Source organism: Lentilactobacillus parabuchneri DSM 5707 = NBRC 107865, from assembly GCF_001435315.1.
Lineage (GTDB): Bacteria > Bacillota > Bacilli > Lactobacillales > Lactobacillaceae > Lentilactobacillus > Lentilactobacillus parabuchneri.
The window spans coordinates 208,341-227,969 of sequence record NZ_AZGK01000002.1 but is presented as its reverse complement, the minus strand read 5'-3'; the positions used below and the strand labels follow the sequence as shown (position 1 = coordinate 227,969).

Sequence of the window (19,629 nt, the reverse complement as noted above, 5' to 3'; positions counted from 1 at the left end):
ATTTTTTTCTGTGGATTGAATTTACGTAAATTATTGCAATTTAACTTTTACAAGTTAACAAATGCTTGCCACACTCAACTTTAAACATCCAAATTCTCCACAAACGTTGCGTTATCTTCAATAAACTCGCGTCTTGGTTCCACCTTGTCACCCATTAACATCGAAAATACCTGATCAGCTTCAGCAGCATCCGAGGATTCGACTCGTAACAAGTGTCGGTTTTCTGGATTCATCGTCGTGTCCCACAGCTGTTCGGCATCCATTTCACCTAAACCTTTGTATCGTTGGATCACTGGCTTAGGTGATGGTTGCAAGGTGCCTAAGAAGGCATTCAAATCATCATCGGAATCAATGTACCTTGACATCTTTCCCTGACGAACTTGATACAGTGGTGGCTGAGCAACATAAACATAGCCGGCATCAATCAACGGCCGCATGTATCGATAAATCAGTGTCAGCAATAACGTCTGAATATGGGCACCATCAACATCCGCATCGGTCATGATAATCAACTTGTGATAATTGATTTTCGATAAATCAAAATCTTCACCAAAGCCGGTCCCCATTGCTGTAAACAATGAGCGAATTTCTTCATTCGCCAAAATCCGATCCATGCTGGCTTTTTCAACGTTCAAAATCTTTCCACGAATTGGCAAAATTGCTTGCGTTAATCGTGAACGACCTTGCTTGGCTGAACCGCCGGCAGAATCCCCCTCGACGATAAATAATTCTGAAATTTTCGGATCTTTACTGGTGTTATCAGCTAACTTACCAGGTAAGTTGCTAATTTCCAAACCGCTCTTTTTCCGCGTAACTTCTCGGGCACGTTTGGCAGCTGAACGGGCTTTTGATGCAAGCAACCCCCGGTCAACAATCTTGCGGGCCATCTTAGGATTTTCCATGAGGAACTTAGTGAAGTGGTCACTAAAAATTCGGTCGGTTACTGTTCGGGCATCGGAGTTTCCTAATTTGGTTTTAGTTTGTCCTTCAAATTGAGGATCGGGATGCTTGATGCTGACAACTGCCGTGGTCCCTTCACGAACATCTTCTCCGGAAAGGTTCGGTTCATTGTCTTTTAATAGCTTATTCTTGCGGGCATAATCATTGATGACACGGGTTAGCGCCCGTTTGAACCCTTCTTCGTGGGTTCCGCCTTCATAGGTATGAATGTTGTTCGTAAAGGTCATCAACGTATTGTGATAATCGTTTGTGTATTGAATGGCTACTTCAACGGTGATGCCATTCATCACGCCTTCAACATAGATTGGCTCATCCAATAATGTTTCTTCGCTGTGATCCAAGTATTCAACGTAATGTTTAATACCACCTTCATACATAAAGTCCTGTTCTGTGGGCTTGTCTGGGCGAAGGTCTCTGACAACAATCCGTAGCCCTTTATTCAAGAAGGCCAATTCACGAAGACGGGCAGTTAAAACCTTAATGTCATAGGTCGTTGTTTCACGGAAAATATCAGGATCCGGCAAGAAATGAACTTTGGTGCCGTGAAGATCATCTGAGACTTCTCGAACAACCTTCATCTGGGTATGAACATGGCCGCGGGTAAAGTCCATGTAATAGACTTTTCCGTCCCGGGTGACTTCAACATCAAGTTCTGAGGACAGCGCATTAACGACTGAAGCCCCAACACCATGCAGTCCACCAGAGACCTTGTATCCGCCGCCGCCAAATTTACCGCCGGCATGCAGGATGGTAAAAACAGTTTCCAAAGCGGGTTTTCCGGTCTTTTTTTGAATATCGACAGGAATTCCCCGACCATCATCGGTGACGGTAATACTATTGTCCTTTTCGACGGTTACGGTAATCTTCGTCGCAAATCCAGCCAGCGCTTCGTCAATTCCGTTATCAACGATTTCCCATACTAAATGGTGAAGTCCTTGTGAACTGGTGGTCCCGATATACATTCCGGGCCGTTTGCGGACAGCTTCCAAACCTTCGAGAACCTGAATCTGGCTCGCATCGTATTCATGGGCCAATTCTTTTTTAGTTTCTTTTTTGTCAGCCATTTCGTTTCTCCTTCGCTATTTTTCCAAAGTAACCTGACCTTCATTAATCCTGAAAATTCGCGGATTGGTCAATAATTCCTGCTGAACGCCACTTAAGCTTGTGGTCGTCAAAAACGTTTGCACCTTATCTTGAATTGCCGTTAACAAATGGGTTTGTCGGAAATCATCAAGTTCAGACAAAACATCATCCAGCAACAGTATTGGGTATTCGTCAGTTTGTTCTTTCATCAAATCAATTTCGGCCAGCTTCACCGATAAGGCAGTCGTTCGCTGTTGTCCCTGAGAACCAAATGACTGGACCTCTTTTTCATTAATCACAAAATGCAAGTCATCGCGTTGTGGACCAATTAATGTGGTCATTCTTAGGATTTCTTTTTCTTTAATCTTGGAAAACTGTTTCAATAAATTCTGATAAATTGATTCCACTGACCCCAATTGGTCTTGATCGACCGCGGTTCGATAATCGAATTTGAGCTGTTCTTTTCCCTGAGAAATTTCGGAATGAACAGCTTGAGCGTATGTCTCCAACTTTTTAAGTAATTGGAGTCTTTGAAAAATAATTTCGGCACCATAAGCCGAAAGCTGATCGGACAAGACATCCAAGTAGACCCGATCAGATTGTTTTTTATGATGCAAATCTTTTAAATATCGATTTCGTTGCTTCAATATTTTCTTGTACTGGGTGGAATTGTAAAGATAACGGTTACTCATTTGCGCAAATTCCATATCCATAAATCGTCGCCGAACTTGTGGTGCCCCTTTGACGATTGATAAATCCTCGGGCGCAAATAAAATCACGTTCATCTGACCGATATAACTGGATAACTTCGCTTGCTCCAAATGGTTAACTTTAGCCCGTTTGCCCTTGGCACCTAAATCAAGTTCGATGGGAACGGTTCCCAGACGCTTTTGAAGTTTTCCCTTAATCTGTGCTGTCTGGCTTTGCCAATTGATCAATTCTTTTTCATTATTGGTTCGATGGCTCCGTGTTAACGCCAGCACATAAATCGCTTCAAGAAGATTTGTCTTTCCCTGGGCATTCTCGCCAAGAAAGACGTTGATGCCATCAGAAAACTTTAACGTCTGATCAACATAATTACGAAAATGGTGAAGCTCAATTTCCGTTAACTTCATTCATTTTCCTGCTTTGAGTGAATAAAAAATAAGCCAACGTCAGGGACTTCAACATGATCGCCATCATATAACTTTCGACCACGGCGATTGTCAGGTTCGTCATTGACATTAACTGCAGTTTCTCTTAAGAACCATTTGGCTTGACCTCCGCTAGCGATAATTGATTCTTCTTTTAGCAGTTGTCCAAGAGTGATGTAGGGACTATCAATAAAAACATCTTTTTTCACAATTTCACCCACCTTTTTACTTCTTTTATTATACCCCTTTCATTACTAAAAGTACACGCCAATAACGATTCTTGGGCATTCTGAGCACTTTTAAAGACTTTTGATATTTTTGCATCAAATTGACGAAAATTGCTAAAAAGAACGTATATGGACTTCTAGCGCTTTTTAAGGACGGAAATCAAGTTCAAGCCAAAATTCAAATGTGGCTGATTCCCAAATCACAAAATAGGCAACGATTATTTCACAAAATGAGGGCAAAAAAACAACTCCCAGAATGTGGTGGGAGTTGTTGGTTAATTTTATTTAGAACGTTCTGATTGGTGTAATTAATTGCACGAAGCTGTCGCTGTCTTCGGTTGGCGTTAATGTAAATGGTCTTAAAGCCGACGTGAAATCAATGTTGATCGTTGATTGACTGAAGGAACGCAGGGCATCTTTCATGTAATCAGGGTTGAATGAAATTTCCAATTGGTTCCCCTCGAGATTCTTAGGTTCCAAATCTTCTTCAACATTACCAACATCTGGAGAGTTGCCATAGATGGTCACGGATTTCTTGTCAGGATCGACCGTAATTTTAACCACGTTGTTTCGTGATTCGTGAGAAAGTAAGGATGCCCGTTCGATAGCAGCCAATAATTCTGGTGCATCAAAAGCAACCCGCGTGTCATAAGAATCTGGAATCAACCGGGTTGTGTCAGGATAGTTTCCTTCCAGTAGTCGGGAGTAAAACAAGGTATTGCCAATTGTAAAGAGGGCTTGGTTTTCGGTAACGGTCAAAGTGACAGCTTCTTGAGTATCGTCGATCATTCGGGACAATTCAGTCAAGCTCTTTCCAGGAATCACAAAGTTATAAGCCCCTTCAATCGGTGTTTCCAAGGTAACTTTACGTTGGCTCAAGCGATGACTGTCTGTAGCAACCGCCATGACGTGATTTTCTGAGATCACAAAATGAACCCCGGTTAATATTGGTCGACTTTCTTGATTGGAAACGGCGACAACTGTTTGACTGATAATTTGTTTGAAGAGATCAGCCGCCAAAGGAATTGAGTCGTTGGTTTGGATTTCGGGTAAGTGTGGATAATTGTTGGCATCCAAACCATTAATCGTGAAGGATGACTGTCCTGAAGTGATCATGGTCTGGAAGTTTTCACCAACTTCAAGGGTAATTGTATCTTTAGGTAATTTTTTGACGATATCTGTAAAGAAGCGAGCAGGCAACACAATGGCACCTTCTGATTCAATAACCAGCATGTTGTCTGGATCGTCTGCCTTTAAGGTTGTTTCAATAGAAATATCGGCATCACTACCTGTTAATACTAATCCATCCGGACCGGCAACGATTTTTAAACCTGTTAGGATTGGAATTGTTGTCTTTGTTGAAATGGCTCTGGAAACGGTGTTAAGTCCCTTTGTAAATGCTGTTCGACCAATAGAAAATTTCATACGTTAAATCAACCTCCCGGAAAGTGTTAGTAATATATATTAATTAATAAAAGAAAAAGAAGTAATAGTAGGGCATGTGGATATTGTGGATAACTTTTCACAAGTCTTTTATCCCCAGCGATAATCCTGTGGATAAAACTGTGCACAACTTATTTACTTCTCAGTTATTTATCCACAACCGATTATACCATTTTAGCTGAGCGCACTTTTAATATCAGAAATTTCTTTTCGTAAATCAGAATCTAATTTAATGATTTCGGCAATTTTGTCGCAAGCATGAATCACAGTTGTGTGATCTTTGCCGCCAAATTCTTTGCCAATCTTTGGTAATGAATTGTTGGTCATTTCTCGTGACAGGTACATGGCAATTTGTCGTGGCATGACAATTGACTTCATGCGCTTTTTGCCCTTTAGATCATTAATTGAGATGTGGAAGTAGTTGGCCACTTTGTTTTGAATGTCAACGATGGACAGCTCACGGTTGTCCTTACTTAATTTAAGTCCCCGAAGTGCTTCGTAAACCAAGTCGGTGGTGATCGGCTCATCCTTTAACTTGGAGTAAGCCTGAACGCGTGACAAGGCGCCTTCAAGTTCGCGGACGTTTGAATCAATTTGTCCAGCGATATAAGTCAAGGTATCGTTTGGAATCACTAAGTTATCCAACTCAGCTTTATTTTTAAGAATGGCAATTCTAGTTTCCAAATCTGGTGGCGTAATGTCGACAGGCAGTCCCCAGGCAAAACGGGAAACCAATCGTTCCTGAAGCTTTGGGATTTCTTGTGGGACCCGATCAGATGTCAATACGATTTGTTTGTCGTTATTGTAGAGATCGTTAAATGTATGAAAGAACTCTTCTTGAGTTCCTTCCTTTTGGGCAAAGAACTGAATATCATCGACCATCAAGATATCGACGTCACGGTATTCACGGCGGAACTCTTCCGTTCGATTGGTTTGAATGGCGTTGATAAAATCGTTGGTGAAGGCCTCGCTGGTCACATACTTAACGTTTGTTTCGGGATGATCTTCCAGCCGCTTATTGCCGATCGCCTGCATTAAATGGGTTTTCCCCAAGCCAACACCGCCATAAAAGAATAGCGGATTATAGAGCTTTCCAGGTTCTTCAGACACAATTAAAGCAGCCGCGTGGGCCATTTGGTTCCCTTTTCCAATGATAAAGTTGTCAAACGTGTAATTCGGATTGAGATGATTTTCCTTGCTGAACGAAAACTCATCTTGATCCGAATCATCTGCTGAATGGTTATCCACAGGTTTTGCTTTATCTTCTTTATTAACGTCCGAATCCAGAATAAACTTTGGCTCGATGTTGCCTTTTGTAATGACGAAGGCATACTCAACCAAGTTTGGTACCAATTGGTTTTTCCAGTAATCCCGATGCAATTCAGAAGGTAAAGATAACGTCAGTGTGGATCCATCAAAGCTGATCGGTTTGACTGGTTTGATCCAGGTATCATATGTAAGGTCAGTGGTGTTGCTTCGGAACTGTTCACTTAACTTTTGCCATAATGAATCCTTATCTAACACTTTGAATTCCCCCTCTGTTTTTAAGTCGTTGAAATGAAATGCAAATTAATTTTAGCATTCCACAGAAAAGTTTTCCACAGGCAAAAAGGACCTGTGCATAATTGTTTCACAGGAGTGGAGAAAAAAGATAACTTCCCTGTGGATAAGTGGAAAAGTGGGTTAAAATACAGGCTAATTCACAGCTGACTGTGCATAACTAAAAGCGATAACATCGGCTTTGTGGATAAAAAACAGTCAGAAATCCACAACTTGTGGATAACTTTTAAAACAGTGTGTGATTCTGTGGATAACCTTGTGTAAATCTCTAAAATCGACTATCATAATTTAAGCGGTTATCCACATAAGTTGTTCATGAAACAAATTTTTAATTATTTTTGATTTCAGGGAATAGGTAAAAGACTATTCCATTAGTGAACAAATTATGTTAATATATTTGGGAAATGCATTTGAACATATTGTAATTAAATGCTTAAACGCGACTTCAGAAGTAAAGGAGGATTTCATAATGAAAAGAACATACCAACCAAAGAAGCGTCATCGCGCTCGCGTTCATGGCTTCCGTAAACGAATGAGTACCAGCAATGGTCGTAAAGTCTTAGCTCGCCGACGTCAAAAAGGTAGAAAATCATTGTCTGCATAGACCACTGACCATTCAGTGGTCTTTTTCATTTATTTTTCAAAAATCTGTGGAGATGGATCATGCGAAAATCGTATCGAGTCAAAAAAGAGTCTGAATTTCAAAAAGTTTTTGAAACTCACAACTCGGTTGCAAATCGTCAATTTGTTGTCTATTCACTGGACAAGCCTCATCAATTACATTTTCGCGTCGGTATTTCTGTTGGTAAGAAGATCGGTAATGCGGTACATAGAAATTGGGTTAAGCGGCGCATCCGCCAATCCCTCTTAGAATTAAAGCCCTATTTACGGCAGGACGTCGACTTCATTGTGATTGCTCGACCAGCAACCGATCAGATGTCGATGCAAGATGTTAAATCCAGCTTAATTCACGTACTCAAGTTAGCTAAACTAATCGATCCCAACTACGATAGTGAGGAAAAAAGTTGAAAAAGAGAATAAAAAAAATACTGGTACTACTCTCGTTAGTGAGTTTAACGGTAGTGCTTTCCGCTTGTAGCAACAAGCCCATAACTGAACACAGTACAGGTATTTGGGATGGCTGGGTTGTTTTGAACTTCTCGCGGGCCATCATCTGGTTATCCAAGTTCTTCAGCGACAACTACGGAATGGGAATTATCATCTTTACCATCCTGGTTCGAATTGTGATCTTGCCGTTGATGATCTATCAAACCAGAAGTATGAGAAAGACCCAAGAGGTTCAACCTCAACTGAAGGCTTTGCAGAAGAAGTATTCATCAAGGGATGCTGCTACTGTTCAAAAACTGCAAGAAGAACAAAAGAAGTTGTACGCCGAAGCAGGGATTAACCCACTTGCCGGCTGTTTGCCATTAATCGTTCAGATGCCAATCCTGTTCGCGCTGTACCAATCAATCTGGCGGACGGATATTTTAAGAAGTGGAACGTTCTTCTGGCTGCAACTTGGGCATCCGGATCCATATTTCGTCTTACCTGTCCTGGCTGCCTTGTTCACGTTCATTTCTTCATGGCTGGCAATGAAGGGTCAACCGGAATCCAACTCAATGACAACGATGATGACGCTGGGAATGCCAGTCTTCATTTTGATCATGGCCGTTAGCTTGCCATCTGCCTTGTCACTGTACTGGGTAATTACCAACGCCTTTCAGGTGGGTCAAACCTTGGTTATTCAAAACCCTTGGAAGATTCGTCGGGAACGTGAAAAGAAACAGCGTGAAGAACGCGAAAAGCAACGGGCTATTAAAAAAGCCGTTCGCCGTGCTAAGAAGAGTAAACGTAAATAATGAATTATCCTACCTGATGAGATCGTTTTGATTTCGTCAGGTTTTTTTGTGAATTAGATGAATGAGGAGCATATTAAACTGTGTATTGAATATCGAGGTGGATTGAATGAAAAACATTGTGATTGCATCGGACTCATTTAAAGGCAGCTGCACCTCCATGGAAGTAGCTGATTATTTAGCGCAAGGCATTCAGACGGCTAAAAGTGACGTCAAAGTAACTAAAATCGCCCTTGCTGACGGCGGAGAAGGAACCGTACAAGCGATTATAAATGCCACTGACGGCAAATTGATCACTTCGAAGGTATCTGGTCCTACTGGCCGTCAAATTGATGCCCAGTGGGGGTTAATTGACGCTCAGACAGCTGTAATTGAAATGGCTGCCGCCGCCGGCTTCACTCAAGGTAAGACAGAAGATGCGGCCATTAAGTCGACGTTTGGGGTCGGAGAACTGATTGTGGCCGCCTTGGACCACGGTGTTTCAAAAATATATCTGGGTCTTGGCGGCAGTTCAACCAACGATGGCGGTGTCGGGATGGCTCAAGCGTTGGGTGCACATTTTTTGGATGCTCAAAGTCATGAAATCGGTCCAGGGATTAGCGGGCTGGCAGATTTAGCGAAAGTTGATTTTAGTCAAATCGATCCACGCATTCGTGAAGTGAATGTGGTCGGCTTATCTGACGTGGACAATCAATTAACAGGACCAACCGGCGCCACCGCCGTCTTTGGCCCACAGAAAGGCATTTTGCCCGGCCAAATTGCCGAGGATGACCAACGATTGGCTCATTTGGCAAAACTGACGACGGCCGCTGTTGGGCGTGATTTTTCAATTAATCCCGGTTCCGGTGCGGCTGGCGGACTTGGATTTGGCGTCTTGGCATTTCTTGGGGGTCGATTGATGTCTGGGATTGAAGTAATTATGCAGTTAACCCATTTAAAAGCAATCATGAGTGACGCAGCGTTGGTTATCACCGGAGAAGGGCGTATCGACCAACAGACGCTCAACGGAAAGTTGCCCCTCGGTGTTGCCAAGCTGGCCAAGCAGGCGGCAGTTCCGGTGGTGGCCGTCGCGGGAAGCCTCAGTGGCGACTTGCGAGCTGTTTATCAACAGGGATTTGATTTGCTGATATCGACGACGACTTCGCCAATGAGCCTGCAAGATGCAATTGACCAAGGCCCTAATTTAATTCGCGCGGCCGGATATCGAATTGGCAAAATTTTACAGTTAAAAACACGGTTTGAAGACAAATAAATCGACGATCATTTCACGCCTAATTGGCTGAGATGATCGTCGATTTTTTAGTCCTTGCATTATTATTTCGTCTATATGTTGACTTGCTCTATAATACCGTTATCAATATTAATAGGGGATGGGTAGATGGAACTTGGATCTTTAGCAGAGTGGGTGACTGGACTCGCCGAAATTATTGCGGTGGTCACCGCTTTATTTTTACCTCAATTTCAAAAGCGGGGGCAAATTAAATTTAAACGTAAACGAACTAAAAATATCATTTTGCGATCCACCAAAACACTGTTAGGAACTAATAAACTGACTGACGATGATACCACTTTCAAAACATTTAAGGCGTATGTTGCAATTAATCAATTGTTGACCACTGATGCCAAACAAGAAACGCTGCTTGAGATGGGGGCCTCGATTATTCAAATCCTGAATAACGGAACTCAACTTAATACAGATCAAATTCGGCAAATCGACCAACTGGTTAAAGATGTCGAAAATTTTCATATTTAACCGATTGATGCCTTTTGAAGAGTCAATTTATTGATATCTCATTCCGCCATCGACCAAGATGGATTGACCCGTAATATAGGCGGCGTCAGGGGATGCAAACCAGGAAACAACTTTTGCGACGTCATCAGGCGTTGCCTCTCTGCCCAGTGAGATTTCACTGAGGCAGTTTTTTTGTTGCTCTTGAACTGAAATGCCCTTGATTTCTGCCGTACGTTTATCAATTCCGTCTCTTAATGGAGTTCTGACAATCCCGGGGTCGTAAGCATTAACTGTAATTTGGTCTTTTGCCAACTCTTTTGAGGCGGCTTGAGTGATACCACGGACACCAAATTTTGAAATTGAATAAGCACTTTGAAGTGCCGATGCCTCGACTCCGGCCAGGGAAGCGGCGTTCACGATTCGACCGCCCTTTCCTTGTTTTTTAAACTGTTCTGCAGCCGCCTGAGTTCCCCAATAGGTTCCTAACAGGTTGACGTCTAACAATCTGCGGATGTCTTTTTCTTTTGAATCGACAATTTCATCGATAAAGGCAACGCCGGCGTTATTGACATAGACACCTAATTCACCGAGGTCTTTAACTGCTGAATCGATCAAATCAAAAACGCTTTGGCGATCGGCCACGTCGACATGGTAGAACTTGGCGGAATACCCGGCCTTAACAAGATCTTCCGTAACCTTTTTGCCGGTATCGGCATTAATATCGACTACCGCGATTGCAAAGCCATCCTTTGCGAGTCTGTGTGCGACCCCTTCTCCAATTCCTTGTCCAGCGCCTGTTACAATTGCTAATTTTGCCATTTTCTCCACCCCTGTTTTTATATTAAAGTTCACATAAAATTAAAAACGCTTCTGCAGTATAGACTGCAGAAGCGATTAACACGTTACCATTCTGTTTTGTTCAACGATTGCCCGTTAAACCTCAACAACCACCGTTAAGATGGTGTGTCTGCTAACGGGGACCTTTCCGTTTGCTGCTCATTGACTCCAACTCACAGCGACCAATCCTCGGCCATGTTCATTTAGGTTGAATATTGGCTTTCAGCACCGCCAACTCTCTGACAAACAACCAGCAACTACTTACCGATTCATTTTGTTTAACAAATTATCATTTAATTAGAGTCGAATATAGCAGTCATTTTTTTGTTTGTCAAACGTTTTTAATCAACCGAATGCGGATTGCTTTGCTGACTAACCGGGTAGCTCATGACATCGGCGTCCAAAATATCGTATTGTTTCATCAATGCATGTTCAACTTTTTCACCGATTGCATAGGCGGTTCTCAGATCGGTATCATCAGCTAAATAAATCCCTATTTTCATCACAATTTGGTCGCCCAGCCAACGCGGTTCGATCCCTTGGATGCCAAGGACGCCCGGAATGGTGCTGATGGTTTTGCTGTAACGGTCAATATCTTTTGGATCAAACCCTTCTGTTAGTCGCATAATTGTCGTCCGAAAGATGCTGATTGAGGCGTGAAGAATCAAACAGCCGACAAGTAAAGTTGCCACACCATCTAACCATTGCGCACCAAGGTAGGCGCCACCAATTGAGAGAAACGTCCCAAAACTGGTCCAGGCATCGCTTTTAAGATCCTGGCCAGAGGCCGTTAAAGCTTGGTTTTTCAGTTGTTGACCCTTAAGGGAATTGTACTTGGCTAAAATTGAAATGATGATGGCGGCGATCATACTGACCCCGAGTGACCAATAATTGGGTCGGATGGTGTGTCCGGCAAAAAAGCGCTGAACAGCAAATGCGCCGTCTACAAAAATCTGGATACTAACTGCAAACATAATCGTGGCTGACAATAGCGCCGCAATATTTTCGTATTGCCAATGCCCCATGACGTGGTTGGAATCGGGTGGGCGTTTGGAAATTTTTAAGCCGGTGATTAAAATGGCAGCCCCACAAACGCCGGTTAGATTATTTAACCCATCGGCAATTAAGACAGAAATTTGGGCCAAATATCCGATGATGAGTTCAGCGACCATGATTGATGAGTATGCACCGAGATTAATCCAGGTGATTTGTTGGGCCTCTTGAAGTTTACTAAGACGGTGCTGGCGGTCAATTTGAATGTTTCGGCCGGCGTCATATTGATTTGTATTCGCCATGTTATCACTTCCCAAAATCGAAAACCAGAATTGGCTATGGTCTGTGGTTAGTCTTAATTTAAAAATCGCATTTTCAATAAAATGTTGCTAACACTTATTATATCGAGTTTGTTAAGTTTTTGTTCGTTGACGATTTCAAATGTGACAAATCATTTAAAGTTTGCGTTTAGTTTGCGTTTTTAGCCGGAAACCGTTTATTAATGCGCGTTTTTATGCTATTATTAACCAGTTAATTCAAATAAAGGGAGTTTATTATGACAATTTACTCTGGAAAAACCATCCAAGACGCCGTAGAACAGGGTTTAGCCGCTTTATCACTCACTTCGGACCAAGTTGAAGTCAACGTTATTCAACAGCCTAAGAATGGATTCTTAGGTATCGGTCGCAAACCAGCCAAGGTTGAACTTACACAAAAAAATAAGCAAGAACAAATTAAACCAAATAACCAGCCACAGCCAACTGATGAAGAAGTTGGCGCAGCACCATCTGAAGCTGAAGATAGTTCAATTGATTTAGAAGATGTTTCTCAAAAGTTAGCCAACTATTTAAACGACGTCCTTGTTGCAATGGGGTTTTCGTTCAAGTTAAAGCTGGACTTGAAGAGCAAGCACGCCATTTATATCGATATTGATACCGACCAGGAAAGCCGACTCATTGGCAGACATGGCCGCACGATTAATGCGCTCCAAAATCTATCTCAGATTTTTATTAACCGTCTCGGAGCCAACAACGTCACCGTTGAATTGGATACCGCAAACTATCGCGCACGTCGAAGCGAGTCATTGATTCAGCTGGCTGATAAGACTGCGCGTAACGCCATTGCCAATGGCAAACCGGTCTATTTGAACCCAATGCCGGCGTTTGAACGTAAGCAGATCCATAATGCTTTGGCCGATAACGACCACGTCATGACCTATTCAACCGGTAAGGAACCTCATCGGGTAATTGTTGTTGCCCCAAAATAGTTCTCAAAACCAATTGACAAACCGATTGGATTAAAATATTATGTAGTTAATCATTCTTATCTTAACTAGGTAAAGTAGTCAAAGTGCTTTATCCATGTCAGTTTATTTGGCATGGAGTGGCGCTTTTTTTGTGCTTTAAGATAGAATTTGTGGTTTAATAACGTCACTATTCAATTTTTCGTGGAGGGAAGCTTAATCATGGTTTTAACAACAACAGAATTTGATACGATTGCGGCTATTTCGACTCCGCCTGGTGAAGGTGGGATTTCAATTGTCCGAATTAGTGGTGAAGAGGCGCTTAACGTCGCCAAAAAGCTTTATCGCGGTAAAGACCTTGATCGGGTTGCCAGCAATACCATTAATTATGGTCATATTGTCGACCCGGAAACCAACGAAGAAGTCGACGAAGTGATGCTTTCTGTTATGAGAGCTCCCCACACCTATACTGAAGAAGACATCGTTGAAATTAACTGTCATGGCGGTATTGTGGCGACCAATCGCATTCTTCAACTGGTGCTGAGTTACGGTGCTCGGATGGCAGAACCCGGTGAATTTACCAAGCGGGCCTTTTTAAACGGTCGAATTGATTTATCACAGTCTGAGGCCGTGATGGATCTGATTGAAGCCAAGACGGATCGCTCGATGAAGGCAGCTATCAGCCAGTTGGACGGTAACTTATCTCACTTAATCAAGCATTTGAGACAAGATATTTTAGACGTATTGGCACAAGTTGAGGTCAATATTGACTACCCTGAATACGATGACGTCGAAACCATGACCAGCAAGTTGCTAAGAGAAAAAGCCAACGACGTTCATGGCCGAATTGTTCAGTTATTGAAAACCGCCAAACAAGGCAAAATTTTACGTGAAGGGTTGGCAACGTCAATTATTGGTCGACCCAATGTTGGTAAATCAAGTTTATTGAATAATTTGCTTCACGAAGATAAGGCAATTGTCACTGACGTGCCGGGAACCACCCGCGACGTTTTGGAAGAATATGTCAATGTCCGTGGAGTTCCGTTGAAATTAGTTGATACTGCCGGTATCCGAGATACAACTGACAAAGTTGAAAAAATCGGGGTTGACAGGTCCCGAAAAGCGATTAATAGCGCCGATTTGGTTTTACTGGTTCTTAACGCGAGCGAGGAACTGACCGACGAAGACCAAAAACTACTTGATATTACAAAGGACAAACAGCGAATTATCATTCTTAACAAGACTGATTTGCCGGTCAAAATTGATATGAGCCAAGTCCAGCAAATGGCTGGCGGCAATAATGTGATTTCAACATCAGCGATTAAAGATGACGGCCTCACCCAATTAGAAGAATTGATTGCTAAAATGTTCTTTGATGAAGGAATCGAGAGTAGTCAAAACGATGTGATGGTCACAAATGCCCGCCACATTGGGTTGCTTAATCAGGCCAAACAGGCATTGGAAGATGTCATTAAGGGTCTGGATGACGGCATGCCGGTTGATTTGGTCCAAATCGATATGACCCGCTGCTGGGATACGTTAGGTGAAATTACCGGTGATAGTTACCAAGATGAATTAATTGATCAGCTATTTAGTCAATTCTGTTTAGGAAAATAACTTGTTTCACATGAAACATTTGGAGGAAATACTGTTGAAGAGTTTACGAGTAAGCGATGTTAAGCAAAAATATCGCGGCCAGGATTTTGATGTTATTGTTGTCGGTGCCGGTCACGCCGGCTGTGAAGCTGCTTTGGCTGCTGCCCGGATGGGAAACAAGACCTTACTGATCACGATCAATTTGGATATGGTTGCTTTTATGCCCTGTAACCCATCAGTGGGTGGCCCGGCTAAGGGAACGGTTGTCCGTGAAGTTGACGCTTTGGGTGGCGAAATGGGTAAAAATATTGATAAGACCTACATTCAAATGCGAATGTTAAATACCGGAAAAGGGCCCGCTGTTCAAGCGCTCAGAGCCCAGGCGGATAAGCACGCCTACCATGCTGAAATGAAGCATACGATCGAAAAAGAACCGAACTTGACCCTGCGACAGGGAATTGTTGATTCGTTGATCGTCGAAGATGGTGTTTGTAAGGGTGTTGTCACCAATACTGGTGCTGAATGCTATGCCAAAGCCGTTGTGATTGCAGCTGGAACTGCTGCCCGCGGAAAAATTATTATTGGCGAGTTGATGTATGCTTCTGGCCCGAACAATTCCCAACCAGCAGAGAAGCTTTCTGGAAATTTAGAGGCGCTGGGCTTTGATTTGGAGCGGTTTAAAACCGGAACACCACCCCGGGTTGATGGGACAACCATTGATTATTCCAAGACTGAGGAACAACCAGGCGATGAAAATCCTCATCACTTTAGCTTTGAATCTTCTGATGCCAATTATTTGGCAGTTAAAGATCAACTGTCATGTTGGTTGACATACACCAATGAAACGACCCATCAAATCATCCGTGAGAATTTGGACCGGGCCCCGATGTTTACCGGTGTCATCGAAGGGGTCGGACCCCGATACTGTCCGTCAATTGAAGATAAAATTGTTCGGTTTGCCGACAAAAGCCGTCACCAATTGTTTTTGGAGCCGGAAGGTCGAAAGACTGAGGAATGGTACGTGGACGGCCTCTCCACTTCAATGCCGGAAGAGGTTCAACAAAAAATGATTCATTCAATCGTCGGCCTTGAAAATGCCCAGATGATGCGTCCAGGTTATGCGATTGAGTATGATGTGGTTGCCCCTTATCAATTAAAGCCGACTTTGGAGACTAAAGTTGTTAAGAATCTCTTTACAGCTGGACAAACCAACGGAACTTCAGGTTATGAAGAAGCCGCTGGCCAAGGGTTGATTGCCGGAATTAACGCCGGCCGCCGTGCTTTGGGTAAAGGGCCGTTTGTCTTAAAACGAAATGAAGCTTACATTGGTGTGATGATTGATGACTTGGTGACTAAAGGCACAAAAGAGCCATACCGACTGCTGACAAGTCGTGCAGAGTATCGTTTATTGTTACGAACTGACAATGCGGATATGCGATTGACCGAAAAAGGTCATGAAATTGGATTGATTTCTGATGCGCGTTACGCGCGATTCTTGGAGAAAAAACAAGCCATTGAAAATGAGCTGCAACGTCTGAGTACGATTCGAATTAAACCATCCGATGACGTGAACGCCTTCGTTCAAGAACACGGTGATAAACCACTTCAAGACGGTGTTCTGGCATCCATTTTTCTACGGCGCCCATACGTCGACTATCAGACTTTGATGCGGTTTATTCCAGCATCCGACCAGACGCCGGATCGCCATGTGATCGAACAAGTGGAAATTCAAACCAAGTATGCCGGCTATATTAAGAAGGCTGAGCAAAGTGTTGAAAAAATGAAGCGAATGGAAGCCAAAAAGATTCCCGATCGCATTGATTATGATGCGATTGACGGGATTGCCACTGAGGCGCGTCAGAAGCTCCAAAAGATCCATCCCCAAACAATTGCCCAAGCATCCCGGATTAGTGGTGTTAATCCCGCTGATATCGCGATTTTGAGTGTTTATATTCAACAGGGTAAGATTAGTAAGCTGGCCCAATAAAATTTCGGCTAAATAAACAGGAACTGCCAGGACAAGTCTCGTTGACTTGTTCCAGCAGTTCCTGTTTTTATGATCCGTTAAATTGTGAACGTTTATTGTGGATGGTGCTAAACAATAACAGGCTGAGTCCCATACAGGTCATAATTGCGACGGCCATCGGAAGATAGGTGTTGGTTCCCATGAGGCCCACTAAAGGCGACATGAGGCCACCAATCGCGTTTTGAGACAAGCCTAACATTGCTGACAGACCCCCATTATTATGCAGGGTCAAGTTCATGATAATCGAAGTCGTCAGTGTAAATAACATACCAAATTGAGTTACTGTCAGAAAAACGAGGATAATGACGAGTGGCAGATTGTTCAAGAATAATGCGCTCAAGGTTAGAAGGATAGACGTTAAAAACGTACTTGTAAGAATGACTTTGGTTTGACCGGCCTCACTAAAGCGACCTGCTAATGCACCTGGGATTGCCGAACCAACGGCAATTCCAATACCATTTAATGCGTACAGGAGACTAAATCCCTGAACTGACATGTGGAAGAAGTTTTGGAAAACAAACGAGGATGCGGAAATATAACTAAACAGCCCACCAGATACTAATCCGGTTGCGATAATTAAGCGGACGAACTTGGAATTTTTAAGCAGTTGAAACATCCGGCCAATTGATTTCCCGGCGCCACCTTGAATTCGTTTCTCAACCGGCAAGGTTTCCTTAACTCCCAACCAGAGGGCAATTACGAGAATAAAGCCAATGGCTGCCAGTAAAATGAAGATCCCCTGCCACTCAACGTAGCGAATCATGAAGCCGCCAATCACGGGTGAAATCACCGGGAAAATGCCGTTTACAGCAGATAACAGTGAATAGAACTTGGTCAAAAGCGGCCCTGAAAACAAATCGGACGCAATTGCTCTGGATAGTACTTGGCCACTTGCACCGGCGAGTCCCTGGATAAATCTGAGTAAAATGAGCAGGTATGCTGAGTGGCTGTATGCGATCATCAACGATACGAGACCGAAGATAAAAAAACCGACCATTAAGGGTTTCTTTCGGCCATATTTATCACTTAAGGGTCCTGAGATCAATTGCCCCAACGCAAGACCAATTAAACAGGCACTTAAAGATAGCTGAATGAGTGAAGGTTGCGCGTGCAAGTCGCGCGTCATTTCCGGCAGGGCCGGCAAATACAAATCGATTGATAGTGGTCCAGTGGCGCTGATGGTTCCTAGAATGAAGACCAGCCAAAGCTGATTTTTTAATTTTGGTTTTGATGTCATGTCGTTACCTCTATATTTACAAATGGCGTGATACAAAATATCATACAGGGTGATTTTAAGATGAGCAATAAATTAGGGTTATGTTAATTATCAGCTAAAAGATTGTCATGGCGGGCAAATGTGATAAAATTAATATCGATTGCGTTAACTATCCGTTATGGATCATACGCATTCCTAATTGTGTCCTTCATAAAGGAGTTTCTAAATGAAAATTATTAAAGAAATACTCAGTTGGGTTATCCCGATTATCGTTGGACTGGTCGTTGCACTGCTGATTCGGCAGTATGTGTTCACCTTCGCCCGCGTTGACGGCCCTTCAATGGAACCTAACTTGGTCAACAAAGAACGGTTAATTGTTTGGCGGCATGCCAAAGTTAAGCATTTAAGTGTAATCGTGTTCGATGCCCACGGTGAGGATCCGACCGCAACCAAGCCCAAGACCGACTACGTTAAGCGGGTCATTGGACTGCCTGGCGATACGGTTTCCAGTAAAAACGGGAACCTTTATGTGAATGGCAAAGTGGTTCCGCAAAAATTCATTAGTATGAGTGAACGGACAACGGGTACCGGTAACTGGAACTTGAAGTCATTATCTAAGAGTTGGGATAAAAATACCAATGCCACAAAGGTTCCAAAGGGCGAGTACTTTGTCCTGGGAGACCACAGAAGCGTGTCTAACGATGGCCGTTACTGGGGATTTGTTCCTAAGAATAAAATTACGGGTGTTGCCAAGACCTTCTTCTGGGAAACCAACAAAACAAAACGAACAAACGTGAATAGTTTGGGCTACTAAAACAATCACATACTAAATAATCTCACTAAAAGAGTAAATACGACATCTTTTAGTGAGATTTTTTTTATTTGTTGTACGAAATAATTTTTGGTTCAGAAGTGACATCAAGGATGGTAATGCTGCCATTTTGGGGTTGCTCAACAAACGGCACGTCTTTTGAATATAAAGAAGCCAAGTTCCGAAGAAAAGTTCCATGTGAAACAACGATAGCGGTTTGACCGTCCTTTAATTCTTCTTGGATGTGCGAAACAGCGGCTTGAATGCGCGTTCTTAAATGGTCGCCAGTTTCTGCTTCGTGAAATGGGTCTGCATCGTGCATGAAGTCCCGAACTTTTAAAATGCCATGTTCGGAAATCAGATCTTCTTGATGCAGATGTCCGAGTGGCCCGCCAATGATATTCCAAGTCATTACACTGTCGACACCCTCAAAGGAGCCAAAATAAATTTCCCGGACGTCTTGATGAATCTCACGGTGAACAGCAGTTGATTGATGATTATTTGCCAAAATAATATCCAGGGTGTGGATGGCCCGCATCATGTCGGAACTGACGGCTAAGTCAAAGTGGATGTCTGCCAGCTTTTGACCAGCTTCTGCGGCCTGTAATTCCCCCTTTTCAGTTAGTGGGGAATCAACCCAGCCCTGCATCCGTCGAAATTTATTCAATAAAGTTTGACCGTGGCGCACAAAGTAAATGGTTTTCATAGTGGATCCTTTCTCAACTTTGGATATGTACGTTATTTATTATATAAGAAAACCAGCTAAACAACAGACTAAACTGGCATTATTTTCAACTTCACACTTTCGTCACAAATCTTTAAGGCTGGTTTAAGCTGCAAGCCATAATATAAGGACAATCAATTTTGAAAGATAAGTTGATTTCATAGCGAATACTCCTCCAAGTATGAA

The 19,629-nt window shown here is 42.9% G+C and carries 18 protein-coding genes; 9 read left to right on the top strand and 9 right to left on the bottom strand.

Features of this window, described 5'->3' with window-relative positions; translation table 11 throughout:
* Window positions 1-80: 80 nt before the first annotated feature.
* From gyrB to dnaA, 5 genes are all read right to left on the bottom strand, one after another.
* Window positions 81-2,024 carry a DNA topoisomerase (ATP-hydrolyzing) subunit B gene (gene gyrB / locus FC51_RS03485; protein ID WP_057909431.1) on the bottom strand — a complete coding sequence of 648 codons (1,944 nt, stop codon included), beginning with the start codon at window positions 2,022-2,024 and terminating at the stop codon, window positions 81-83.
* A 15-nt stretch (window positions 2,025-2,039) separates the two neighbouring features.
* Window positions 2,040-3,158: a DNA replication/repair protein RecF gene (gene recF / locus FC51_RS03480; RefSeq protein ID WP_057911147.1), complete on the bottom strand. Its 1,119-nt coding sequence runs from the start codon at window positions 3,156-3,158 to the stop codon at window positions 2,040-2,042.
* On the bottom strand, window positions 3,155-3,397 hold the full coding sequence (gene yaaA / locus FC51_RS03475) for a S4 domain-containing protein YaaA (RefSeq protein ID WP_057909433.1): 243 nt from the start codon (window positions 3,395-3,397) through the stop codon (window positions 3,155-3,157). The genes recF and yaaA overlap by 4 nt, the downstream gene beginning before the upstream one ends.
* A 291-nt stretch (window positions 3,398-3,688) precedes the next feature.
* Entirely contained in the window at window positions 3,689-4,828 is a 1,140-nt protein-coding gene (gene dnaN / locus FC51_RS03470) for a DNA polymerase III subunit beta (RefSeq protein WP_057909434.1), read from the bottom strand.
* A 192-nt stretch (window positions 4,829-5,020) separates the two neighbouring features.
* Window positions 5,021-6,370: a chromosomal replication initiator protein DnaA gene (gene dnaA, locus FC51_RS03465; RefSeq protein WP_057909435.1), complete on the bottom strand. Its 1,350-nt coding sequence runs from the start codon at window positions 6,368-6,370 to the stop codon at window positions 5,021-5,023.
* A gap of 505 nt (window positions 6,371-6,875) precedes the next feature.
* Between dnaA and rpmH the strand changes: the two genes are divergently transcribed.
* From rpmH to FC51_RS12495, 5 genes are all read left to right on the top strand, one after another.
* The gene (gene rpmH, locus FC51_RS03460) at window positions 6,876-7,010 is read left to right on the top strand and encodes a 50S ribosomal protein L34 (RefSeq protein WP_013729124.1); all 135 of its coding nucleotides are present in this window, start codon (window positions 6,876-6,878) and stop codon (window positions 7,008-7,010) included.
* A gap of 59 nt (window positions 7,011-7,069) precedes the next feature.
* Window positions 7,070-7,435: a ribonuclease P protein component gene (gene rnpA / locus FC51_RS03455; RefSeq protein WP_057909436.1), complete on the top strand. Its 366-nt coding sequence runs from the start codon at window positions 7,070-7,072 to the stop codon at window positions 7,433-7,435.
* Window positions 7,432-8,268 (top strand): membrane protein insertase YidC, encoded by an 837-nt coding sequence (gene yidC, locus FC51_RS03450; RefSeq protein ID WP_057909437.1) that lies wholly within the window; start codon window positions 7,432-7,434, stop codon window positions 8,266-8,268. Before rnpA ends, yidC begins: the two co-directional genes overlap by 4 nt.
* A 106-nt stretch (window positions 8,269-8,374) precedes the next feature.
* Window positions 8,375-9,517: a glycerate kinase gene (locus FC51_RS03445; protein WP_057911146.1), complete on the top strand. Its 1,143-nt coding sequence runs from the start codon at window positions 8,375-8,377 to the stop codon at window positions 9,515-9,517.
* Window positions 9,518-9,643: 126 nt separating this feature from the next.
* Entirely contained in the window at window positions 9,644-10,018 is a 375-nt protein-coding gene (locus tag FC51_RS12495; protein ID WP_057909438.1) for a hypothetical protein, read from the top strand.
* 27 nt (window positions 10,019-10,045) lie between these two features.
* On the opposite strand, the gene FC51_RS03435 is transcribed toward FC51_RS12495, so the two are convergent.
* Window positions 10,046-10,816, bottom strand: coding sequence for an acetoin reductase (locus FC51_RS03435; RefSeq protein ID WP_057909439.1), 771 nt, complete (start codon window positions 10,814-10,816; stop codon window positions 10,046-10,048).
* Window positions 10,817-11,175: 359 nt separating this feature from the next.
* Entirely contained in the window at window positions 11,176-12,129 is a 954-nt protein-coding gene (locus FC51_RS03430) for a cation diffusion facilitator family transporter (RefSeq protein WP_057909440.1), read from the bottom strand.
* A 254-nt stretch (window positions 12,130-12,383) separates the two neighbouring features.
* Between FC51_RS03430 and jag the strand changes: the two genes are divergently transcribed.
* The 3 genes from jag (at window position 12,384) to mnmG (ending at window position 16,653) form a co-directional block, all read left to right on the top strand.
* Window positions 12,384-13,094, top strand: a complete 711-nt coding sequence (gene jag / locus FC51_RS03425) for an RNA-binding cell elongation regulator Jag/EloR (RefSeq protein WP_057909441.1) — start codon at window positions 12,384-12,386, stop codon at window positions 13,092-13,094.
* Window positions 13,095-13,292: 198 nt separating this feature from the next.
* Window positions 13,293-14,687: a tRNA uridine-5-carboxymethylaminomethyl(34) synthesis GTPase MnmE gene (gene mnmE, locus FC51_RS03420; protein ID WP_057909442.1), complete on the top strand. Its 1,395-nt coding sequence runs from the start codon at window positions 13,293-13,295 to the stop codon at window positions 14,685-14,687.
* Window positions 14,688-14,697: 10 nt separating this feature from the next.
* Window positions 14,698-16,653 (top strand): tRNA uridine-5-carboxymethylaminomethyl(34) synthesis enzyme MnmG, encoded by a 1,956-nt coding sequence (gene mnmG / locus FC51_RS03415; protein ID WP_099046989.1) that lies wholly within the window; start codon window positions 14,698-14,700, stop codon window positions 16,651-16,653.
* Between the two features lie 67 nt (window positions 16,654-16,720).
* On the opposite strand, the gene FC51_RS03410 is transcribed toward mnmG, so the two are convergent.
* Complete coding sequence (locus tag FC51_RS03410; RefSeq protein ID WP_057909444.1) at window positions 16,721-17,929, bottom strand: multidrug effflux MFS transporter; 1,209 nt, start codon at window positions 17,927-17,929, stop codon at window positions 16,721-16,723.
* A gap of 205 nt (window positions 17,930-18,134) precedes the next feature.
* On the opposite strand from FC51_RS03410, the gene lepB reads away from it, so the two are divergent.
* Window positions 18,135-18,722, top strand: a complete 588-nt coding sequence (gene lepB / locus FC51_RS03405) for a signal peptidase I (RefSeq protein WP_057909445.1) — start codon at window positions 18,135-18,137, stop codon at window positions 18,720-18,722.
* Window positions 18,723-18,786: 64 nt separating this feature from the next.
* Here the strand turns inward: lepB and FC51_RS03400 are convergent, their stop codons facing one another.
* Window positions 18,787-19,425 carry a histidine phosphatase family protein gene (locus FC51_RS03400; RefSeq protein WP_075141156.1) on the bottom strand — a complete coding sequence of 213 codons (639 nt, stop codon included), beginning with the start codon at window positions 19,423-19,425 and terminating at the stop codon, window positions 18,787-18,789.
* Window positions 19,426-19,629 lie beyond the last annotated feature (204 nt).

Bases quoted from the DNA above. Each gene is read 5' to 3' on its own strand.
- gyrB (WP_057909431.1), bottom strand. From the start codon at position 2,024: ATGGCTGACAAAAAAGAAACTAAAAAAGAATTGGCCCATGAATACGAT.
- recF (WP_057911147.1), bottom strand. From the start codon at position 3,158: ATGAAGTTAACGGAAATTGAGCTTCACCATTTTCGTAATTATGTTGAT.
- dnaN (WP_057909434.1), bottom strand. From the start codon at position 4,828: ATGAAATTTTCTATTGGTCGAACAGCATTTACAAAGGGACTTAACACC.
- rpmH (WP_013729124.1), top strand. From the start codon at position 6,876: ATGAAAAGAACATACCAACCAAAGAAGCGTCATCGCGCTCGCGTTCAT.
- rnpA (WP_057909436.1), top strand. From the start codon at position 7,070: ATGCGAAAATCGTATCGAGTCAAAAAAGAGTCTGAATTTCAAAAAGTT.
- FC51_RS03445 (WP_057911146.1), top strand. From the start codon at position 8,375: ATGAAAAACATTGTGATTGCATCGGACTCATTTAAAGGCAGCTGCACC.
- FC51_RS12495 (WP_057909438.1), top strand. From the start codon at position 9,644: ATGGAACTTGGATCTTTAGCAGAGTGGGTGACTGGACTCGCCGAAATT.
- FC51_RS03435 (WP_057909439.1), bottom strand. From the start codon at position 10,816: ATGGCAAAATTAGCAATTGTAACAGGCGCTGGACAAGGAATTGGAGAA.
- FC51_RS03430 (WP_057909440.1), bottom strand. From the start codon at position 12,129: ATGGCGAATACAAATCAATATGACGCCGGCCGAAACATTCAAATTGAC.
- jag (WP_057909441.1), top strand. From the start codon at position 12,384: ATGACAATTTACTCTGGAAAAACCATCCAAGACGCCGTAGAACAGGGT.
- mnmE (WP_057909442.1), top strand. From the start codon at position 13,293: ATGGTTTTAACAACAACAGAATTTGATACGATTGCGGCTATTTCGACT.
- mnmG (WP_099046989.1), top strand. From the start codon at position 14,698: ATGAAACATTTGGAGGAAATACTGTTGAAGAGTTTACGAGTAAGCGAT.
- FC51_RS03410 (WP_057909444.1), bottom strand. From the start codon at position 17,929: ATGACATCAAAACCAAAATTAAAAAATCAGCTTTGGCTGGTCTTCATT.
- lepB (WP_057909445.1), top strand. From the start codon at position 18,135: ATGAAAATTATTAAAGAAATACTCAGTTGGGTTATCCCGATTATCGTT.
- FC51_RS03400 (WP_075141156.1), bottom strand. From the start codon at position 19,425: ATGAAAACCATTTACTTTGTGCGCCACGGTCAAACTTTATTGAATAAA.